This is a genomic window from Paenibacillus sp. N3/727, from assembly GCF_022637315.1.
GTDB classification, from domain to species: domain Bacteria; phylum Bacillota; class Bacilli; order Paenibacillales; family Paenibacillaceae; genus Paenibacillus_AQ; species Paenibacillus_AQ uliginis.
This window is the reverse complement of the sequence record NZ_CP093336.1, coordinates 5,167,453-5,187,509: the sequence shown is the minus strand read 5'-3', so window position 1 is coordinate 5,187,509 and position 20,057 is coordinate 5,167,453. Positions and strand designations below refer to the sequence as shown.

The 20,057-nt window shown below is 49.8% G+C and carries 15 protein-coding genes; 13 read left to right on the top strand and 2 right to left on the bottom strand.

From position 1 onward, the window contains the following. Positions 1-19: 19 nt before the first annotated feature. From MNQ98_RS24095 to tkt, 6 genes are all read left to right on the top strand, one after another. Positions 20-1,009: an AAA family ATPase gene (locus MNQ98_RS24095; protein ID WP_241930512.1), complete on the top strand. Its 990-nt coding sequence runs from the start codon at positions 20-22 to the stop codon at positions 1,007-1,009. Next, entirely contained in the window at positions 1,006-1,971 is a 966-nt protein-coding gene (locus tag MNQ98_RS24090; protein ID WP_241930511.1) for a DUF58 domain-containing protein, read from the top strand. Before MNQ98_RS24095 ends, MNQ98_RS24090 begins: the two co-directional genes overlap by 4 nt. Before the next feature lie 79 nt (positions 1,972-2,050). Beyond that, complete coding sequence (locus MNQ98_RS24085) at positions 2,051-4,060, top strand: vWA domain-containing protein (RefSeq protein WP_241930510.1); 2,010 nt, start codon at positions 2,051-2,053, stop codon at positions 4,058-4,060. After that, positions 4,044-7,067: a VWA domain-containing protein gene (locus MNQ98_RS24080; RefSeq protein ID WP_241930509.1), complete on the top strand. Its 3,024-nt coding sequence runs from the start codon at positions 4,044-4,046 to the stop codon at positions 7,065-7,067. The genes MNQ98_RS24085 and MNQ98_RS24080 overlap by 17 nt, the downstream gene beginning before the upstream one ends. Before the next feature lie 237 nt (positions 7,068-7,304). After that, complete coding sequence (locus tag MNQ98_RS24075; RefSeq protein WP_241930508.1) at positions 7,305-8,351, top strand: 2,3-butanediol dehydrogenase; 1,047 nt, start codon at positions 7,305-7,307, stop codon at positions 8,349-8,351. 470 nt (positions 8,352-8,821) lie between these two features. Further along, positions 8,822-10,837 (top strand): transketolase, encoded by a 2,016-nt coding sequence (gene tkt / locus MNQ98_RS24070; RefSeq protein WP_241930507.1) that lies wholly within the window; start codon positions 8,822-8,824, stop codon positions 10,835-10,837. Positions 10,838-11,032: 195 nt separating this feature from the next. On the opposite strand, the gene MNQ98_RS24065 is transcribed toward tkt, so the two are convergent. Both MNQ98_RS24065 and MNQ98_RS24060 read right to left on the bottom strand, forming a co-directional pair. Beyond that, the gene (locus tag MNQ98_RS24065) at positions 11,033-11,983 is read right to left on the bottom strand and encodes a stalk domain-containing protein (protein WP_241930506.1); all 951 of its coding nucleotides are present in this window, start codon (positions 11,981-11,983) and stop codon (positions 11,033-11,035) included. A gap of 156 nt (positions 11,984-12,139) precedes the next feature. Beyond that, positions 12,140-13,039, bottom strand: a complete 900-nt coding sequence (locus tag MNQ98_RS24060) for an NAD(P)-dependent oxidoreductase (protein WP_241930505.1) — start codon at positions 13,037-13,039, stop codon at positions 12,140-12,142. Between the two features lie 217 nt (positions 13,040-13,256). Here MNQ98_RS24060 and MNQ98_RS24055 point away from each other — a divergent pair, with 217 nt between their 5' ends. The 7 genes from MNQ98_RS24055 to MNQ98_RS24025 all read left to right on the top strand — a co-directional run bounded on the left by MNQ98_RS24055 (position 13,257) and on the right by MNQ98_RS24025 (position 20,003). Then, entirely contained in the window at positions 13,257-14,612 is a 1,356-nt protein-coding gene (locus MNQ98_RS24055; protein ID WP_241930504.1) for a glucose-6-phosphate isomerase, read from the top strand. Positions 14,613-14,712: 100 nt separating this feature from the next. Further along, a complete protein-coding gene (locus MNQ98_RS24050; protein ID WP_241930503.1) occupies positions 14,713-15,345 on the top strand; it encodes a YigZ family protein in 633 nt (210 codons plus the stop codon). A 5-nt stretch (positions 15,346-15,350) separates the two neighbouring features. Beyond that, positions 15,351-15,944, top strand: a complete 594-nt coding sequence (locus MNQ98_RS24045; RefSeq protein WP_241930502.1) for a TetR/AcrR family transcriptional regulator — start codon at positions 15,351-15,353, stop codon at positions 15,942-15,944. Between the two features lie 297 nt (positions 15,945-16,241). Continuing rightward, on the top strand, positions 16,242-17,057 hold the full coding sequence (gene cysT / locus MNQ98_RS24040) for a sulfate ABC transporter permease subunit CysT (protein WP_241930501.1): 816 nt from the start codon (positions 16,242-16,244) through the stop codon (positions 17,055-17,057). Then, the gene (locus MNQ98_RS24035) at positions 17,054-17,851 is read left to right on the top strand and encodes a sulfate ABC transporter permease subunit (RefSeq protein WP_241930500.1); all 798 of its coding nucleotides are present in this window, start codon (positions 17,054-17,056) and stop codon (positions 17,849-17,851) included. Before cysT ends, MNQ98_RS24035 begins: the two co-directional genes overlap by 4 nt. Before the next feature lies 1 nt (position 17,852). Next, entirely contained in the window at positions 17,853-18,917 is a 1,065-nt protein-coding gene (locus MNQ98_RS24030; RefSeq protein ID WP_241930499.1) for a sulfate/molybdate ABC transporter ATP-binding protein, read from the top strand. A gap of 21 nt (positions 18,918-18,938) precedes the next feature. Beyond that, positions 18,939-20,003 carry a sulfate ABC transporter substrate-binding protein gene (locus MNQ98_RS24025; protein ID WP_241930498.1) on the top strand — a complete coding sequence of 355 codons (1,065 nt, stop codon included), beginning with the start codon at positions 18,939-18,941 and terminating at the stop codon, positions 20,001-20,003. Positions 20,004-20,057: the final 54 nt, after the last annotated feature.

The window sequence follows — 20,057 nt, the reverse complement described above, 5'->3', positions numbered from 1 at the left end:
AAGAGAGGTAGGATGGTCCATGTCTGAAATCACAGTTAAACCGCAGGAATGGGTGGAGAAAATATCAAAGCTGAGAGAGCAGATCGGTGAAGTTATCGTCGGCCAGCAGGAAGTTGTGGAGCAGATGCTTTGGTGTATTTTTGCCGGAGGTCATGCTTTGCTCGAAGGTATCCCTGGACTGGGTAAGACGATGCTCGTGCGGACGGTGTCTGAAGCACTTGATCTGTCATTCTCACGTATTCAATTTACACCAGACCTGATGCCGAGCGATATTACAGGGACGAATATTCTCTCTTTCGGCCAACAGGGAAGCACAGGAATGTCATTCCAAAAAGGGCCTTTATTCGCAAGCATCGTGCTTGCTGACGAGATTAACCGTGCCACACCAAAGACACAGAGTGCGCTGCTTGAGGCGATGCAGGAAAAGACGGTTACCGTAGGCAGTGAGACGCATCGGCTGCCAAAGCCATTCTTCGTATTGGCAACCCAGAACCCTCTTGAGAACGAGGGGACCTATCCGCTGCCGGAAGCACAGCTCGACCGGTTCCTGCTGAAGATTGAAGTTTCGTATCCAAGTGCGGATGAGTTGAAGGAAATCGTCAAACGAACAACGTCTTCGCACGAGGCAGAAGTTCAGAAACAGATGTCCGCCGAAGAGCTTCTGGAAATTCAGCACGGCGCTAAAGAGGTTCTGGTCGCTGAGGAAATTCTCGATTATGCAGTCAGACTGTTAATGATGACCCATCCGGAAGAAACATCCGCACCTGAGGAGGTGCGTAAATATGTCCGCTTCGGATCTGGTCCGCGGGGAGTTCAATCCATTATATCCGTTGGCAAGGTACGTGCACTGCTCAGCGGAAGAATGCATCTATCTACAGGCGATATTCGCGCTGCCGCGCTGCCTGCGCTTCGCCATCGGTTGTTCCTAAACTTTGAAGGGCAAGCGATGGGCATCACGACAGACAATGTCATTCAGGCCGTGTTGGATAAGCTGGAGGGATCAGCGTGAGCGGGGCCGGACATCTGCTTCCGCCCGAGTGGCTGACTCGCCTAGAGCGGCTCAGCCTGGGGGCAAGAACCAGAGTGGCCGGCACGCTGCAAGGAAAGCGGCGTTCCCGCCGTCTCGGTTCATCGCTTGAGTTCGCAGATTATCGTCTTTATGCACCCGGTGATGATGTGCGCAGGTTTGATTGGGGTGTCTATTCCAGAACAGGCAAAGCATTTGTACGACAATTCATGGATGAGCAGGAGCTGATGGTCAGCATCTATGTGGATTGTTCTGCATCTATGAACGCAAGAACTTCAACATCTTCATTTGATTCTTCTACATCCTCAGGTACGCCTGTATCCGGGGGAATGGATTCAGGGGGAGCCAAATGGATGTTGGCTAGGCAATTAGCGGCGAGTATTGGCTATATGGCACTCTCGTCTTATGACAGACTGCAGGTAGCGTGTTACAGCCGTACACTGGATTCACGCCTGCCGATTCTCCGTGGAAAGGGTGCTGCGCATCGATTGTTTGCGCATTTGCAGCAGACCCCTACCGGTGGTGACGGAAGTTTGGCAGCGGCACTGTCGGTACCTGGAGCATTGCCAAGGCTGTCAGGCATGACCTGGATCTTCTCGGACTTCTGGCTGGAAGGCGGCGAAGAGGAACTGTCAAGATCGTTGTCACTATTGTCAGGAGCCGGTCAGGAAACCGTACTTGTGCATGTGCTGTCGAGAGAAGAATTAGAGCCGCGCCTCTCCGGGGATTTACGTCTGGTGGATAGCGAAAGCTTGACCGGTAAAGAGGTGGCTGTGACCGGCCGTGTGCTGGATGCTTACCGGGAGGAATTGGAGAACTATCGCCAAATGCTAGCTAGGGTATGCGCGGAGCGCGGTGTGACCTATGTGCTCATTCCAGCGGATATGCCACTGCAGGAAGCGGTGTTCGGCATTCTTGCTGGTGCGGGACTAGTTAAAGGGTAGGTGTCTGTGAGCTTGTTGTTTACATTTGTAGGGGTTTGCAGGCTTTACCGGGAGCAGTGGGTTTAAGGAGGAGGACTTTTTGGGGATTCAATCATGGCTCAGTCTATGGTTCGGGCTTGCTTTGCCGGCTATCGTACTGATGTATATGTTCAAGCGGAAATATGTAGATACGACAGTACCGAGCCATCTGTTGTGGGACCGGGTACTCCGCAACTTGGAGGCAAACCGGCCTTGGCAGAAGCTGCAAAACCGGCTTTTGTTGTGGCTTCAGCTGCTGGCAGCGGCTCTACTCATCTTCGCACTGATGCAGCCCTTCTTGCGGGTGTCCGGAAACGGCAGCCAGCATATCGTTATCGTCGCGGATACCTCGGGCAGCATGAGCGCGAAGGTAAAGCCTCTGGGCGGTGTAACGAATCAGAAAGAGGAGCAGAACAGCTCTTCTAGAATGGACTTGCTTAAGGATCGGATGAAGGAATACGTGAAAGATCAAGGTAAGAGCAAAGATATTACCCTGTTGACCGTAGGGGCAAGGCCGGTCACTCTTTTGTCCCGTGAAGGGGATAAGGATAAATTTCTGAAGGCCGTAGATGAAATGCAGCCTTATTATGGACAGGCTTCCTATCGGGAGGCACTTTCGCTGGCTTCAGCGCTGACCCGAGAAGAAAGTGACGTCGAAGTTGTCGTGTTCACGGACGGACAGTGGAAGGAAGATGCGACTCAAACGGTGTTCAATGTTCCGGTCTCGGTTGAGAAAATTACCGGGGGAACTCCTCTTAATTTCGCAATAGAACAGTTCGGTATTTCAAACAAAGATACAGCAGGGGGTTCCAATACAGCTGTAGCTGTTATCAGCAGCAATTCGGCACAGCCGATGCCGGTGGAAGTGGGCTTGTACGGCGATGACAAGCTCCTGACAAGCAGGGAGATTGAAGTACAATCAGGGGCTAAGGCAACCATATCTTTTGCCGATGTTCCTTTTGCCGAAGTGTATCGTCTGGAGCTGGCGGGAGAAGACGGCTATACCGCTGATAATGAGACGTATGCATTTGGGATGAAGCATGGAACCTCAAGGGTGCTGCTCCTCACACCAGGCAATTTGTTTCTGGAAAAGGCCCTGCAGCTGAGCGGTGCTGAAGTTACCCGGGTTACCGTGAACAATAGCGGTGATTCCGATTCTACGAATAGTAAAGAGAAGGGTGCTGAAGATCAGAGCAATGCGGTACCCGTACCGGAAGGCAATTACAATCTGATCGTGATGGATGGTCCGATGCCTGAAGCTTACCGTCAGGGGGAATGGTCAACGCTAATAGCCAAAACTCCGCTGTGGACAATCGGCACGCAAGGGAAGAAAATGGCGAATCCCGGAGGCCGGCCGGTAATGGTCAGCCACCCGGTAACGTCCTACGTTTCCTTGTCGGGTGTATACATCGGTACTCTGCTGGATGAAAATCCGGCATGGGGCGAGCCAGTCATCAAGTTTGGGGATACACCTCTCGTTTATGCGGGCAAGGAGGGAGGGCATCCACGGCTATCCTTTGGATTTCTGCTGCAGGACAGTGATCTCCCGTTATCATCTGAATTTCCGGTGCTCGTCAATAACGCTCTGAAGTGGATGACATCAGGCAAGGGAAGCGGATTGGGACGGTACATGGCCGGAGCTACGTCCGATATTCCGGTTGCAGCGGATACCGTGAAGGCAGCCTGGGTTCCGAAGGGCGGACTGGCGCTCAAGTCCGGCTTCCAGCCATCTGAGGCTATACGTACCGAGAAGGGGTATTCTCCAGCCCAAACCGTGCCTGAAATACCTGGATTATATGCATTTGAACAGGAGAATAAAGCAGGGGAGAAGGTGAGCCACTGGCTGGCAGTAACATCTGATCCTTTTGAAGGAGATTGGTCAGCAGATAAAGGTCCTGGCGTAAGCCGTACCGCTGCAGGACAGCCAGATGGGGAGAAAGACAGTGAAGCAGCAAGCGCTACAGAAGATGTAGGTGCTTCTGCAGCTCAGCTTATGCCTTGGCTTGCAGCGTTGGCACTTGCCGTGATTGCGGCAGAATGGGGGGTGTACCAGCGTGGGCGTTCAATTTAGTAGTCCGTGGTTTCTTCTGCTGCTGATTCCAGCTGGAGCATTTCTCTACTATGCTTATAAATCGGATTTCCGGCTGGGTGGTTTTCGCAAGAAGCTGGCACTATTTCTACGGGCTTGTGTCATCATATTACTTATTTTTGTGCTATCGGGACTTCACGGATTTACGATCCTGCGGGATAAACAGGTTGTATATTTGGCAGACCGGTCTGACAGTATGGGAGACACGGCCAGACTCAGTGAATGGATTGGAAAGTCCATGGATGCCAAAGGGGAGAAGGACGGTACGGCTATTGTTTCAACCGGTCTTGAAGGTGCGGTAGAACGGAAGCTTTCCCTTTCCGGGGAAGCAGGAGCATCCCTTAATGCGGCACTCGAGGGGAAATTCACGGGCCTTGAATCAGGTCTTCAGCTGGCAGGGAATCTGTTTGAAGGTACGGCTGATTCCCGAATTGTTCTTCTCTCCGATGGGGAGGAGAATGTCGGGAGTATGGCGGCAACAGGAAGGCTGCTGAAGGACCGTGGTATAGCAGTGGACGTTCTCCCAGTTCCTCAAAGAGAAATACGGGATGCGGCAGTTGAGGAGTTGCGTGTACCGGATAAGCTGTATCAGGCAGAATCTTTTTATGTTGAAGTGATGATCAAGAGCACGTTCAAGACGGCCGGTGAACTCCGTATCTATGAGGACAATCGGGAAATTGGTCGGGAAGTGGTTGAAGTATCGCCTGGTGAGAATCGCTTTGCTGTAAAGGGATTGGCTAAGTCACCGGGGCTTCACAGGTATAGGGCTGAAATTTTCATGGATGGTGATGAGTCCTCTGCCAACAACGCAGGGTTTGACTTCACACGCGTGGACGGACCGCCGAAGGTGTTGATTGTTGAGGGGACACCGGGAACTTCAGGCAACATTACAGCAGCCCTTGAGTCCGGCATGATCGGGACCGAAGTGATTTCGCCCCATATGTTGCCACTGGAAGCAGCCAAATATGCTCTTTATGACAGTATTATTTTTAATAACGTGTCCGGCAGCAATGTCGGCGGCAAGCAGATGGACATGATCGAACAGGCGGTTCGAAGCTTCGGTATCGGTTTTATGATGGCCGGGGGAGACGACAGCTTCGGTATGGGTGGTTATTTCAAAACCCCGATCGAAAAGGCGCTACCTGTCTCGATGGAACTTGAAGGCAAACGGGAAATTCCATCACTGGGACTTATCCTAGTCATTGACCGTTCTGGCAGTATGGCTGGTAATAAAATAGAACTGGCCAAGGAATCCGCCATGCGCACGGTAGAGCTGATGCGTTCCAAAGATACGGTGGGTGTGGTCGCCTTTGACGATAGTCCATGGTGGGTCGTTCCGCCTCAGAAGCTTGGGGATAAGGAGGAAGTGCTGAACGCCATCAGTTCCATTCCGAGTGCGGGAGGGACGAATATTTATCCCGCCGTTTCTTCGGCTCTGGATGAGATGTTGTCCATTAAAACGCAGAGAAGGCATATTATTCTCATGACTGATGGGCAGTCTGCTGTCCAATCCGGTTATGATGAACTGACCCAAACCATGGTGGACAATAAAATTACATTATCATCGGTCGCGGTCGGGATGGACTCGGACACGAACCTTTTGCAATCGCTCGCGGATGCGGCCAAAGGCCGATATTACTATGTTGAGGATGAAACGACGCTTCCTGCCGTATTCAGCCGTGAGGCGGTGTTGATGGCGAAATCATATATCGTGGATAAACCATTTGTACCTGCCATGCAAAATGCGGGTGATTGGGCCTCCCTGTTCGATCAAGGGGTACCGGGATTGTACGGGTATGTAGCAACGACACCGAAAGCTTCAGCACAGACCGTGCTGACCAGCCCGGAACCGGATCCTGTTCTTGCTAGATGGCAATACGGTTCAGGTAGAACGGTAGCATGGACGAGTGATCTGAGCGGAAAATGGTCCAAGGAGTGGGTGTCCTGGCCTGCGTTTGCTAACACATTAACTGAAATTGTGAAGTGGACTTTCCCGCAATTTGCTTCCTCCCCTTATGAGGTAACAACGACAGCAGCGGGTAATCAGGTCAAGCTGCAGGTCGAGTCAGATAGCGATAACCCGCCAGAGAAGCTCATTGCCAAAGTTGCTGGTGATGAGGCCGGGGAACAGACGGTGGAGCTGATTCAGGAAGCGCCTGGGCGTTATACGGGACAGGTAAACGTTTCGAAGCCTGGTGCATTCCTGATGTCTCTTGAAGATGCCAGTGGAGGAAATTCGGTTCAAGCGGCGCCAGGCACAGGTTTTGTTGTTCCTTATTCGCCGGAGTACCGGATTTCTTCAGGCAGTGGGGAAGATGGACTGAAGAAGCTGGCCGAGATGACCGGCGGGCGCGTTCTTTCCTGGGATAAGCCGGAGGAGGTATTCGACCGCGAGGCCACATCCCGGAAGGTGCTCCATGACTGGAGCTACTCGCTGCTTGTGGCGGCCCTCCTGTTGTGGGTCGCCGACATCGCCGTGCGGCGCCTGGCCCTGCCATGGGCCGCCATCGGCGCACGCCTGGCCGCCCCGCTCCGCAGGCGGCCGGCGCCAGCCGCCGAGACCGGGCGTGACGCCGGTCTCGATCGGCTCGCGGCGCGCAAAGACCGCGCCGCGAGCTTCTACGGCAGCAGCGGCGGCTCCGCCAAGCCGCCTGCTGCCGACGGGCCCGTGCCCGAGCAGCCGCGTGATCGCGGCGCGGGCACCGGGGAAGCCGGGGGCGGGGGAACCGCCCCGGCTCCCGGGGCTGCTCCGGCGGCGGGCCGAAAGGCCCCGCCGGAGGCGCGTGTACCGCAGCGGCCGAAGATGCCGCAGCGGGAGAAAACCCCGGCCTCGGCGAAGCCGGCCGGGGGCACGGGCGGGCGCTCCGCAGGCCCGCCGCCTCCACCGCCGCCGCCGAAATCATCCGGCGGCAAGGCTCTGGAGGCTGAAGAGCAGAGCGGTTCCGCAATGGACCGCCTGCTCAAGGCGAAAAACCGTAATTCACGCTAGTATAGATAGACTAACTCCTTTGTTATCTGCAGTATAATGGAAGTTTTCCGCTCCCGTCTTTGGGTCATAAACCTGAAAGACGGGAGCTTTTTGTTATTATTTGCTTAGTATCAAGTAAATTCCAGCTACTGAGTTATATAACATAAGTATAAAGAATTGCATTTGTTAAAATTTGAATTAGAGAGTAGACTTGTTTAGGCAAGCGTTCCAACAAATACCCATCGGGAGATGATTTTGATGAAAGCGTTGAGATGGCATGCTGTCAAAGATTTGAGATTGGAAAACATTGAGGAACCTAAGCCTTCCAAGGGCGAGGTTAAAATAAAAGTGGAATGGTGCGGTATATGCGGTAGTGATTTGCACGAATATACGGCAGGGCCGATCTTTATCCCTCTGGAAACTCACCCCCTCAGCGGTGATAAAGCCCCTATTGTAATGGGTCACGAGTTTTCCGGACAAGTGGTTGAAGTTGGAGAAGGCGTAACAAGAGCGAATGTTGGAGATCGGGTCGTTGTCGAGCCGATTTATGCGTGCGGAACATGTCAGGCATGTAAGCAAGGACATTATAATCTGTGTGACAAAATGGGCTTTTATGGACTGGCCGGCGGTGGCGGCGGTTTTTCTGAATACGCAGCTGTACCTGAGGTGATGATTCATAAAATTCCGGAGTCTGTATCTTATGAACAGGGAGCTCTTGTTGAACCTTCTGCGGTAGCTCTTCATGCGGTACGCTCCAGCAAATTGAAGGTTGGCGACAAAGCGGTTGTATTTGGCACAGGCCCTATCGGTCTACTTCTCATTGAAGCGCTGAAAGCTTCCGGAGCATCCGAGATTTATGCGGTTGAACTTTCAGAAGAACGTAAGCAAAAAGCAGCTGAGCTCGGTGCAATCATCATCGATCCGAAACAATATGATGCTGTTGAGGAAATTCATAAGCGGACAAACGGCGGAGTTGATGTTTCCTATGAAGTCACCGGCGTACCACCGGTACTGACTCAGGCGATCAAATCAACTAAAATCGGCGGCGAAACGATGATCGTCAGCATTTTTGAAAAGGAAGCATCCATCCACCCGCAAGATATCGTGCTAAAAGAACGTACCGTAACAGGGATTATCGGATATCGGGATGTTTTCCCGGCTGTGATTAGCCTGATGGCACAAGGTTATTTCCCTGCGGATAAACTGGTGACCAAGCGAATCACATTGGATGAAGTGATCGATGAAGGCTTTGAAGGTTTGCTCAGAGAAAGAAATCAAGTGAAAATTCTCGTCAAAGCTGAATAAAGAAATGACGGACCGGAATTCCATGAAAAAATGGGATTCCGGTTTTTGGTCTTTCTTCTTAGAAGTACATCGATAACGTTTTTCTTTAGAGATAAGAACGTATAAACATCGGAGTAAACTGCTACCTTATCTCGCAAGAAAAATTACTGCTAAATGCGGTCTTTCTTCTTAGAAGTACATGGATAACGTTTTTCTTATTTTGTTATCATTACATACATAATATTCATGTAACCGCCTTATTTTAACATGCTTGAAGCTGACTTCTTCCGGTTATAACCTCTCATATAAGGGACATAATGCATGAAGGACTATCGACTCAATATAAGAAATGAAAATTGTCTTATGGAAATGAAACCGCACAGATGATACAATAAGAGTCAAAATGATATTCTCAACATTCCTAACTGCCTTATATCCAAGAATCATCACAGGTAGAACGGAAAAAGCACCGTATTTGAGGAGGACGAATCATGACAACCAATCAGACAATTGACAACTTGTCCATTGCTACAATCCGGACACTGGCTATTGATGCCATCGAAAAAGCTAAATCCGGTCATCCCGGTATGCCGATGGGTTCAGCACCTATGGGTTACCAGCTGTTTGCCAAAACGATGAACCATAACCCGGACCAACCTACATGGATCAACCGCGACCGTTTTGTATTATCCGCTGGTCACGGCTCAATGCTGCTATACAGCTTGCTTCACCTGAGCGGATATGATCTTTCTATTGAAGATCTGAAGCAGTTCCGTCAATGGGGTAGTAAAACACCGGGTCACCCGGAATTTGGTCACACTGCTGGCGTTGACGCAACGACAGGGCCACTGGGACAAGGTATTGCAATGGCTGTTGGTATGGCTATGGCTGAAGCTCACATGGGCGCAGTCTACAATAAAGATAACTTTAAGGTCGTTGACCATTTCACGTATGGCATTTGTGGTGACGGCGATTTGATGGAAGGTGTGTCTGCTGAGGCAGCTTCTATGGCAGGTCACATGAAGCTGGGCAAGCTGATCATGCTTTATGATTCCAATGATATTTCACTTGACGGTGAATTGAATCTTGCATTCTCCGAAAATGTAGCACAGCGCTTTGAAGCATACGGCTGGCAAGTACTCCGCGTAGAAGACGGTAACGATCTACCTGCGATTGAGAAAGCTATTGCTGAAGGCCAGGCTGACCTGAACCGTCCGACTCTGATCGAAGTGAAGACCGTTATCGGTTACGGAAGCCCGAACAAGCAAGGTAAAGGCGGTCACGGCGGTACTCACGGATCTCCGCTCGGAACTGAGGAAGCCAAGCTGACTAAAGAATTCTACAAATGGGTTTATGAAGAGGATTTCCATGTTCCAGAAGAGGTTCGTGAGCATTTCGGCCTTGTAAAAGAACGTGGAATTGCATCCTTTAAAGCATGGGAAGAGCAGTTCGAGAAGTACAAAGCAGCTTATCCTGAGCTTGCAGCACAATTTGAACAAGCTGTATCCGGCGAGCTGGCCGAAGGCTGGGACAAGAATCTGCCGAAATACACGACGGAAGATAAAGCGGTATCTACCCGTATTGCTTCCGGTAAAGCTCTGAATGGCTTGATTGAAGGCGTACCGAATTTATTGGGCGGCTCTGCCGACCTGGAGAGCTCCACAATGACACATCTGAACGGTCTGGCTTCTTTCACAGCTAACAGCTACGAAGGACGTAACGTTTACTATGGGGTTCGTGAATTTGCAATGGCAGCTGCCATGAACGGTGTTGCTCTGCACGGCGGACTCAAAATTTTCGGCGGCACATTCTTCGTATTTACGGATTATTTGCGTCCGGCTGTACGTTTGGCTGCGATTATGAAGTTGCCTGTAACTTATGTATTGACACATGACAGTATTGCAGTTGGGGAAGACGGCCCGACTCACGAACCGATCGAGCAGCTTGCATCCCTGCGTATTATTCCAGGTCTGACTGTTATCCGTCCTGCGGATGCGAACGAAACGTCAGCTGCATGGGCTTATGCAGCTGAGAACCAGGATCGCCCTGTAGCCCTCGTATTGACTCGTCAAAACCTGCCGATTCTTGATGCTACGGCTGATAACGCGCGTGAAGGTATCAAGCGTGGTGCTTATGTTGTAGCTGATGCGAAGGAAGGCAAGGCACAGGCGCAGATTATTGCGACAGGTTCCGAAGTTCAACTGGCTGTGAAAGCACAAGAAGCGCTTGCTGAGGAAGGCATTCAGGTTCGTGTGATCAGCATGCCAAGCTGGGATCTCTTTGATCAGCAGGATCAGGCTTACAAAGATTCTGTCCTGCTGCCTGACGTGAAGGCCCGCCTTGCTGTGGAAATGGCTCATCCGTTCGGATGGGAGCGTTATGTCGGCGATAAAGGCGTTATTCTGGGCATCTCCACGTTCGGTGCTTCGGCTCCTGGCGATCGCGTGATTTCAGAATATGGCTTTACAGTAGAAAATGTGGTTAGCCGCGTGAAATCGCTGCTCTAATCACCATAACGTTCAACATCATGATTGGATAGATATCGACACCCGCAAATGTTGCGGGTGTCGATCTATATATACATATTTTGAGGGGAGAGAGTCGGTCATGATTTGTGGGCTTACGATCGCTTTCTCGACAGTATAAACGGGTTCAGGACAAAGAACCCTGAACCCGTATTTATGCTACGATATTTAGAGGTGTTATTTGCTGCCGGACTCCTCGGGAATCTCGACGATAACTCCTTTGTAGGACGGATCATGATTGTCCAATTCGACCTCACCGCTAGCGAGTGTACCCTTGCTGTTGATCAGACCGTAATAGGTCGCACCGACAGGATAGCGGAAAATAAATTGGGCGATGGTCCAATTCTTAACGTTGGGCTGTGTGCCGATTTCGTTCTTGAAAGTGGCCGTCAGAAAGAATAAGTTGCTGTGCTTCTTGCTTTCGTTACCAAGCTTGGCCTGCCATTTTAGTTCGGCTGTATTGTTGTGAATTTCATAATAACTGGCAAGATCGTTGTCCAAAATAAAGTACTTGTCCCATTTACCTTTAGGGAAATAATAGTTCATGCCCTGCATTTCCATATAAGTCATCTCAAGCTGGGCTTGAGGAAGCTTCGATATGTGCGGAACCGTTATAGCTGCATTCCGTGCGGTGGAAAGATCCTTGCTCTTCAAATCGGCAATCGTCTCGGAACGGGGTTTGGTTACATATGCGGCCTTGGCAGGACCATTCCAGTATACCTTTGCGTTGAATGCATCAGCTACGGCCCGCAGCGGAATCATCATCTTTCCTTTGTGGAGAAACGGTGCGACCTTTAGCGGCTGTTTGTTACCATTGTTTTGTATGGTTTTGCTGCCGGCGGACACAATGACTGTTGTACCTTTTCCGGTGATGCTTACCTGTTTCTTCACCTTGTCGTACTGGTAGTTGTAGTCTCCGAGCCCTTTAAGGTCGGTTAGAGTGACGAAGATGTTTCCTTCTCGGACCAACACCTCTCCATAGGCTTTATCGCTGTTAATGTAGGCTATAGGTGCCGAAACGGAAACCGTGGTTGAGGCAGCTTTCACCTGTTGGGTGCTGAACGAGGGCGTCAAAATTGCTGCTAGGACGGCTGCTGTAGCCAGTATTTTGAGTCCTTTGAATTTCATGATGGTAATTCCTCCCTTCGGTGTGTTTAACGTTATATACCAGAAAAAGTTGCAGCATTGATATATATTCGGATATAAAAAACCTACCTTCCCGACGTCAATCCTTTGAAATACAAGGAGTGACATCGATAAAAGCAGGTGTAATCCTGTCATGTATTACTGCTCTTTTTGTCCGCCGATGGTCTGACCGATCCAAGCTTCGTAACATTTCACGACAGCTGAAAGATCCTCTTCCCCGTAGCCTTCACTTGCACCTGCCTGGAACAAGCTTTTCGCCAGGTTCAGCATGGGCGAAGGCATGCCGATTCCATCCGTGAGGGAAGAGGCAAGCTTCAAATCTTTGAGCATCAGGGCGAGAGAGAATTGGTTGCTGAAATCACCTTCAATGATCTTACGGCCTTTCAGATCTGCGGCTTTACTTCCTGCCGATCCAAGCTGGACGAGCTCCAGGAAGTTGTCAGCCGGGATACCGGATTTGGCTGCAATGGCAAACCCTTCGGCCAGGGCAAGGTTGTTGATCCCGACCATCGTGTTATGGGCTAGCTTGGCTACAGCACCGCTGCCGTTTGGTCCCATGTGAATGACCTTTTTGCCGAGGGTATCGAACACATCAGCTTGGGCTTCAATCACGGCTGCATCTCCACCGACCATAAATACGAGGGTGCCGTCGATAGCCGCTGGCTTGCTGCCCGTGACAGGAGCGTCAAGGAAGGAAGCGCCTTGAGCTGATACCGCCGCAGCGATTTCCTTAACGAGGTCCGGTGAGATGGTACTGCAGTCGATAACGGTCATGCCTTCAGTTAATGAGGAGAGGATGCCGTTCTCTCCATAAAAAACGTCACGTACGGAGCCATCGTTGCTCACCATCGTAATGACAACGTCTGCTCCTTCCGAGGCTTCTCGCGGGGTTGGGGAAGTAGAAGCCCCTTGTTCTGCGAGCGGGCGGCATTTCTCATCTGTACGGTTGTATACCGTTACTTCATAATCTCGTTTAAGCAGATTGGAAGCCATGGGGGCGCCCATGGTGCCAAGGCCAACAAATGCGATTTTTTTCATAAATATCACCTTCATATGTAATTTCTTCGAACGCGTTAATCTTAACACGCGACTATGGTATATTCTACACCTCGTTGTTGCGGAGCGGGCAGGTGTTTTATACCATAAGGGCTAAACTTGACAGTTCGGAGGCGGAACTTGATCACTCCAGCAAATTAAAGTATTCTATTATAAATGTTGACTCTCTCTACAAGATAAAACAGGAGGCTGTAAACTAATGTCGAAAAAAGTTAAGTTTGACTACAGCAAGGCTCTATCTTTTATTAACCAGCATGAAATCGATTATTTGGCTGAGCCGATTCGTACGGCTCATAATCAGTTACATAACCAAACCGGCGCAGGTTCGGATTATCTTGGATGGATCGACCTGCCGACCCAATATGATAAAGAGGAATTCGCACGGATCCAGAAGGCTGCTGCGAAGATCCAAAGTGATTCTGAAGTTCTGATCGTCATTGGTATCGGAGGTTCTTACCTCGGCGCTCGTGCAGCTATTGAAATGCTGTCCCACTCCTTCTATAACATTCTTCCGAAGGACAAGCGCAAGACTCCGGAAATTTATTTTGCAGGTAACAATATCAGCTCCACTTATGTGAACCACCTGCTTGAGCTGGTTGACGGCAAGGATTTTTCCGTTAACATTATTTCTAAATCCGGTACGACTACAGAGCCGGCTATTGCTTTCCGTATTTTCCGTGCAGCACTTGAGAAGAAGTATGGCAAGGAAGAAGCACGTAAGCGCATCTATGCAACAACCGATAAAGAGAAGGGCGCGCTCAAGAAACTTTCGAATGAAGAAGGTTATGAATCCTTCATCATTCCTGACGATGTTGGTGGACGCTATTCCGTTCTGACCGCTGTTGGCCTTCTGCCGATCGCTACAGCAGGTATCAATATTGAAGAAATGATGCAGGGTGCAGCTGATGCTTCCAAGGAGTACAGCAACCCGAACGTGGCAGAGAACGAAGCTTATCAGTATGCAGCTGTCCGCAACGCTCTGTACCGCAAAGGTAAAGGTATCGAAATTCTCGTCAACTATGAGCCATCCCTGCATTTTGTTTCTGAATGGTGGAAGCAGCTGTATGGCGAGAGCGAAGGTAAGGACTATAAAGGTATTTATCCGGCGTCTGTGGACTTTTCCACGGATCTGCATTCCATGGGTCAATTTGTACAGGAAGGCAGCCGAAATATTTTCGAAACCGTCATTCAGGTGGCCAACGTATCGAGCCACATTACGATTGAGTCCGATCCAGATGACCTCGATGGCCTCAACTTCTTGACAGGAAAAACAATGGATTTTGTAAACAAAAAAGCGTTCCAAGGCACGATGCTGGCACATACAGACGGCCAGGTTCCTAACTTGATTGTTACAATTCCAGATTTCACTCCCTATTCTTTTGGATATCTGGTATACTTTTTCGAAAAGGCCTGCGGAATCAGCGGTTATCTGTTAGGTGTGAACCCGTTTGACCAGCCGGGCGTGGAAGCGTACAAGAAGAACATGTTCGCTTTGCTTGGCAAGCCGGGCTACGAGAAAGAAAAAGCAGAGCTCGAAGCCAGACTTTCCGAATAACACCATCTAACACATTAGACAGAACAGCTGAAGGAAGCAGTTTTCCGGTTTATTTATGCCGGGAACTGCTTTCTTGGCAATAAGGGGTTGAAATCGGCATATGCTGGAACGTTACAAAACGGTGAGGTCAACGGGTTCGAAAGAAATCGTCATCAAGAAATCCCGGTTTATCGGGCATGTTATGCCAGTGGAGACCGAGGAGTCCGCGGTCGCATTCATTGAGGAAATGAAGAAGAAGCATTGGAATGCAACACATAACTGTTCCGCTTATATGATTGGGGAACGGGATGAGATCCAGAAGCAGTCAGACGACGGAGAACCAAGCGGAACGGCAGGTAAGCCGATTCTCGAGGTGATCCGAAACCAGGGGCTTAAAAATGTAGCCATTGTTGTGACGCGTTATTTTGGCGGTATTATGCTCGGAGCAGGTGGATTAATCAGAGCCTATACCGATGGTGCTGTCGCAGCCATTGAGGCTGGGGATTCCATCACCCGTGTGCTTCACAGGGAAGTATTTGTCGAACTGGATTATACTTGGCTGGGTAAGGTGGAGAACGAACTACGGAGTCGGAACACCCGAATGGGTGAGACGATGTTTGCAGATAAGGTTACACTGACTTGTCTGCCTCTGAATCAGGAAAAAGACACTTTTATCGAATGGATGGTGGATTTGACTCAGGGACAGTCCGTGATTACGGAGGGAGAGCGGTTCTATTTTATTGAAGGGGAATAAATGATATGGCAAGAAGAGCGGTAGAACGGGAGTTGTCAAGGGAGCGTATATTGGAAGCGGCCAGGCATTTGTTTATTACTAAAGGATACCGGGCCATCTCGATGCGGAGCATCGGGCAGCACCTGGGTTACAGCCACGGGTCCTTATATTATCACTTTAAGGAAAAGGCGGAGCTTTTCTACGCCATTGTCATGAAAGACTTCAACGATCTTGCCTTATTACTGAATAAAGCAGCCGGAAAAGCACCTAGTGATGGAGTATCTAAGCTGGAACAGCTTTTGCTTGAATTCGTTCGGTTCGGACTGAACAATCCCTATCAATATGAAATCATGTTTATGATCAGGGATGAAGAGCTGCTTGCTTACTGTCGTTCCGAGCAAAGTCGGTGCTTCGATATGTTCTCGGCACTGGTTCGTCAGCATTTGCTTGATAATGTTTATTGTGAGGAGGAGAGACGTAACTTGCCCCACACCTTGTTTTTGTCGATACACGGCTTCATTTCGTTTTATATTCAGGACAGGATTAGTTTTGAGGAGATTAAGCCAGCCGCCGTCTCTCATGTAAAAGTACTGTGCCGAAATTTATACAGCAGAGTGTAATCCCCACTTATATGTGCAATGGGGCGAATTTTTTCAAGCTTGTACTTCACCGAATTACTTCGTTGTAGCGTTGAAACGTCAATTTCCTAATGAATGAAAGACAGGTGTCAGCTTTGAAATCGCTGCCTGTCTTTTTTTGTCTTCATTAGATTATTTTACCCGAATAAGTCCAAAAGATGGATTGACGATCATAATCTTCTTTTGGTAAAGTATTTATAACATTAATACCAAGTATACTAATAGGAAATATAAGTTTACGAAGTTGACCGGACCGTCCGGAGGCAGGAGGTACGAATCTTGACAGCGCTGATCCGTCATAAAGGTTGGAAGTGGGGATTTAGAAGCACGATTTTGCTCTATTTTGGCGTACTTGTTGTCCTTCCGGTTTTAGGAGTGTATGTGCAGTCATTTTCCGCCGGATGGGAGCATTTTGCGGCCAGTCTGCTGGATCCGATCGCCTGGAAAGCTGTTCTACTAACATTGAAGCTGGGATTCATCTCTGCGCTGATCAACATTGTGGTTGGCACAATGGTTGCATGGGTGCTGACCCGATACCGTTTTCCCGGCAGGACGCTGCTGAACAGTCTCGTTGATTTACCGTTCGCTTTACCGACGGCGGTGGGGGGACTGATGATCCTGCTTCTACTGGGGCCAGGCAGCCTGATTGGGCAGGTTGCGGAAGGTCTTGGTTTTGAAATTGTGTTTCACCAGCCCGCTATTGTGATTGCCATGGTCTTTGTGACTTTTCCATTTGTTATACGTGCAGTTCAGCCACTCCTTGAGGAGCTGGAGCCGTCCCAGGAAGAAGCGGCTTACACGATGGGGGCTTCGAAGGCTCGTACTTTTTTTCGTGTGATTCTTCCATCCATGAGCCCGGGAATTATTAGTGGTGGGATGCTGGCTTTGTCCAGGGCAATCGCGGAATTCGGCGCCGTTGTGCTGGTAGCTGGCAACATTCCGGGACGAACGTTAGTGGCGTCTGTCTTCATCTATGGTGAAATAGAAAGTGATAATCCAGCCGGTGCGGCGGCGGTATCTGTATTGCTCCTTACCCTGTCTTTTATCGTTCTATGGATTATGAACCGGGTGCAGCAGAGGAGGGGACGGACGTGAGAAAGTTAACGATTGGACTTACGTATGCTGTGTTCTTCATTCTTCTGGTTGCTCCCCTATCCAAAATTGTTACAGGGGCATTCAGCGGCGGGTTGGTCGGATTGGGTAAGGCGCTAGGAAGACCCGAGGCGATCCACGCACTGCTGATGACGGGGTCTATCGTGGTCATTGTGACATTGCTGAATGCCCTTTTCGGCATTATGTTGGCTCTTTATCTCGTTCGGGCGACGTGGCTCAGCGTGAAGATCAAAAGCTTGCTGAACAGTATTGTGGATCTTCCATATGCGGTGTCACCCGTCATCGGCGGTCTGATGATCGTACTTATTTTGGGACCGGACAGTATTATCGGAGGATTTCTTGAAGGAGCCGGCTTTAAGGTCGTGTATGCTTTCCCCGGTATGGTCATTGCGACGCTGTTTGTTACCTTCCCACTGATGGTTCGCGAAGTGATGCCTGTTCTGCAGGAAATAGGTTCGGATCAGGAGCAGGCAGCCTCGACGCTTGGAGCATATGGCTGGATGACCTTCCGGAAGGTAACCTGGCCTATGATCCGTTGGGCCGTTGTTTATGGGATGGTACTGACGATTGCCCGCTCACTGGGAGAGTTCGGTGCTGTTCTTGTGGTTTCAGGAAACATCATGAATAAGACGCAAACCGCAACAACCCTCGTATATCAGGATGTTGAGAATTTTAATGTTGCGGCGGCGAGTGGGGTTGCCTTGGTGCTGGTTGCTTTTTCAGCAGGCCTCTTGCTCTTGATGGAATGGGTCAAAAAGAGAAAGGAAGTGCATTGATATGCATGTGCAAGTTCGTGATCTGAACAAACATTTCGGTACCTTTCATGCTGTGAAGGATGTCAGCTTTGATATTGAGAAGGGGCATTTAATCGGACTTCTCGGTCCAAGTGGCGGCGGCAAAACGTCTATTCTACGCATGTTGGCAGGACTCGAAACCCCTGATTCCGGTCAAATCTGTTTCCATGGTCAGGTCGTGAACGACATACCGCCCCAAGAACGCGGCATCGGGTTTGTGTTTCAGAACTATGCGCTATTCAAGCATATGACGGTATTTGATAATATCGCATTCGGATTGAAGGTGAAGAAAGCTCCCAAGGCCAAGATAAAAGACCGGGTGATGGAGCTGGTGGAATTGACGGGACTCAGTGGATTTGAACGTCGTTATCCCCACCAACTGTCCGGCGGACAGCGTCAGCGAGTTGCCTTTGCCCGGGCATTGGCACCAGAGCCGCAGTTACTTCTGCTCGATGAGCCTTTCGCCGCCATTGATGCAAAGATCCGCCAGGAACTTCGTTCATGGCTCCGGGAATTGATTGAACGGGTAGGCATTACATCAATTTTTGTGACTCATGACCAGGATGAAGCGATTGAGGTTGCTGATGAGATTATGATTATCAATCAGGGTCGGGTAGAGCAGAAAGGGACACCGTGGGATATTTACAAGGAGCCGACAACACCATTTGTTGCGACCTTTATCGGCGAATCTACCATAGTTGAGAATGCATCGAATTTGAAAGGATTTGATGCTACCGCGAACGGACCGCAAGCTCAAGCGTTAATCCGTCCTGAATATATCGAGATCGGCGGAGAGCATGACTTTCCTATCCTTTCAGCCACCGAAAAGGGTATCGTCAGGCATCTGCATTTTCGCGGAAGTGAATGGCTTGTTGAAGTAGAGGTTAACGAATATAAGCTAATTACTTATCGTTCCTTGGAGAAAGAAACTCTGCAGCCCGGACAAGACGTTCGTGTGCTTGTACATCGTGCTTATTTGTTTAACGATGAGAACAGCTGGATTGAGGAGAACCGGCTCAAGGTTGATCCGATGCCGATTATGATCTGATATATGAGGGAGAGGGAGAAGATGAGGAAACGGTATCGGTTAGTGAAAGTTTCCCATAGCATTGGGATGGGCATACTTCTCCTGCTTCTCCCGTTGCTGGCAGGTTGTGCAGACAGTAATGTGAATGAAAAGACGGCATCTGCACAACCCGGTGAACGTTTACTAGTCATTGGCGCTTACAGCGTGGCCCGGGATGCGATGGCTGAAATTGTGCCTGCTTTTCGGGAGAAGTGGCTTGAGCAAACTGGCGAGCGAATTAACTTTCAGGAATCTTACGAGGCGTCCGGTACACAGGCCCGCTCCATTACAGGAGGTTTTGAAGCAGATGTTACTCTGCTGGCGCTAGAAGGGGATGTGGATAAGCTGGTGAAATCCGGTCTTGTGAAAAAGGACTGGAACCAGCAGCCTTATGGCGGTATGGTTACCCGCTCGATTGTAGTCCTTGGAACAAGGGAAGGCAACCCGAAGGGGATACAGGATTTCGATGATCTTGTAAGGCCTGATGTGAAAGTGCTGTACCCGAATCCGAAGACGTCCGGCGGTGCGCAGTGGGATATTAATGCAATATATGGTGCGGGCCTTAAACGTTCCGAAGAGAAGGGAAGCAAGGATCCCGCTGCGGCAAAGGCATTTCTGAAGCAAGTGCACCGCAACGTGGAGTCGCTAGACAAAAGCGGTCGTGCCTCGATGGCGGCGTTTGAATACGGCGTGGGTGATGTGATCGTCACGTATGAAAATGAGCTGCTGGCCCGGATTGCCCAAGGTGTAAAGTATGACATTGTTATTCCGAAATATACGATGCTGATCGAAAATCCCGCCGCTGTTGTTCACCAATACGCAGAAGAGCATGGAACGATTGATGTAGCAGAGGCTTTTGTGGAATATTTGCAGTCACCGGAAGCGCAGCGTGTATTTATGAAATACGGTTTCCGTCCGGTAGAAGAATCGGTGTACCGTGAAGGGAAACAACAATTTCCTCATCCTCCCGGGCTTTTTGATATTCAGTATCTCGGTGGCTGGGAGCATGCGCGTGAAACACTTTATTCGAAGCGGGGAATCTGGTACCAGGTACTCGCCGGGATATGATGATGCGTGTAAGGGTAAATTCCAGTTAATCCTCCTAAAGTTACTAAAGCAATA

Excerpts from the sequence above, each read along its gene's own strand:
- MNQ98_RS24065 (WP_241930506.1), bottom strand. The coding sequence starts at position 11,983 with ATGAAATTCAAAGGACTCAAAATACTGGCTACAGCAGCCGTCCTAGCA.
- MNQ98_RS24045 (WP_241930502.1), top strand. The coding sequence starts at position 15,351 with ATGGCAAGAAGAGCGGTAGAACGGGAGTTGTCAAGGGAGCGTATATTG.
- MNQ98_RS24095 (WP_241930512.1), top strand. The coding sequence starts at position 20 with ATGTCTGAAATCACAGTTAAACCGCAGGAATGGGTGGAGAAAATATCA.
- MNQ98_RS24050 (WP_241930503.1), top strand. The coding sequence starts at position 14,713 with ATGCTGGAACGTTACAAAACGGTGAGGTCAACGGGTTCGAAAGAAATC.
- MNQ98_RS24075 (WP_241930508.1), top strand. The coding sequence starts at position 7,305 with ATGAAAGCGTTGAGATGGCATGCTGTCAAAGATTTGAGATTGGAAAAC.
- MNQ98_RS24060 (WP_241930505.1), bottom strand. The coding sequence starts at position 13,039 with ATGAAAAAAATCGCATTTGTTGGCCTTGGCACCATGGGCGCCCCCATG.
- tkt (WP_241930507.1), top strand. The coding sequence starts at position 8,822 with ATGACAACCAATCAGACAATTGACAACTTGTCCATTGCTACAATCCGG.
- MNQ98_RS24055 (WP_241930504.1), top strand. The coding sequence starts at position 13,257 with ATGTCGAAAAAAGTTAAGTTTGACTACAGCAAGGCTCTATCTTTTATT.
- MNQ98_RS24030 (WP_241930499.1), top strand. The coding sequence starts at position 17,853 with ATGCATGTGCAAGTTCGTGATCTGAACAAACATTTCGGTACCTTTCAT.
- MNQ98_RS24025 (WP_241930498.1), top strand. The coding sequence starts at position 18,939 with ATGAGGAAACGGTATCGGTTAGTGAAAGTTTCCCATAGCATTGGGATG.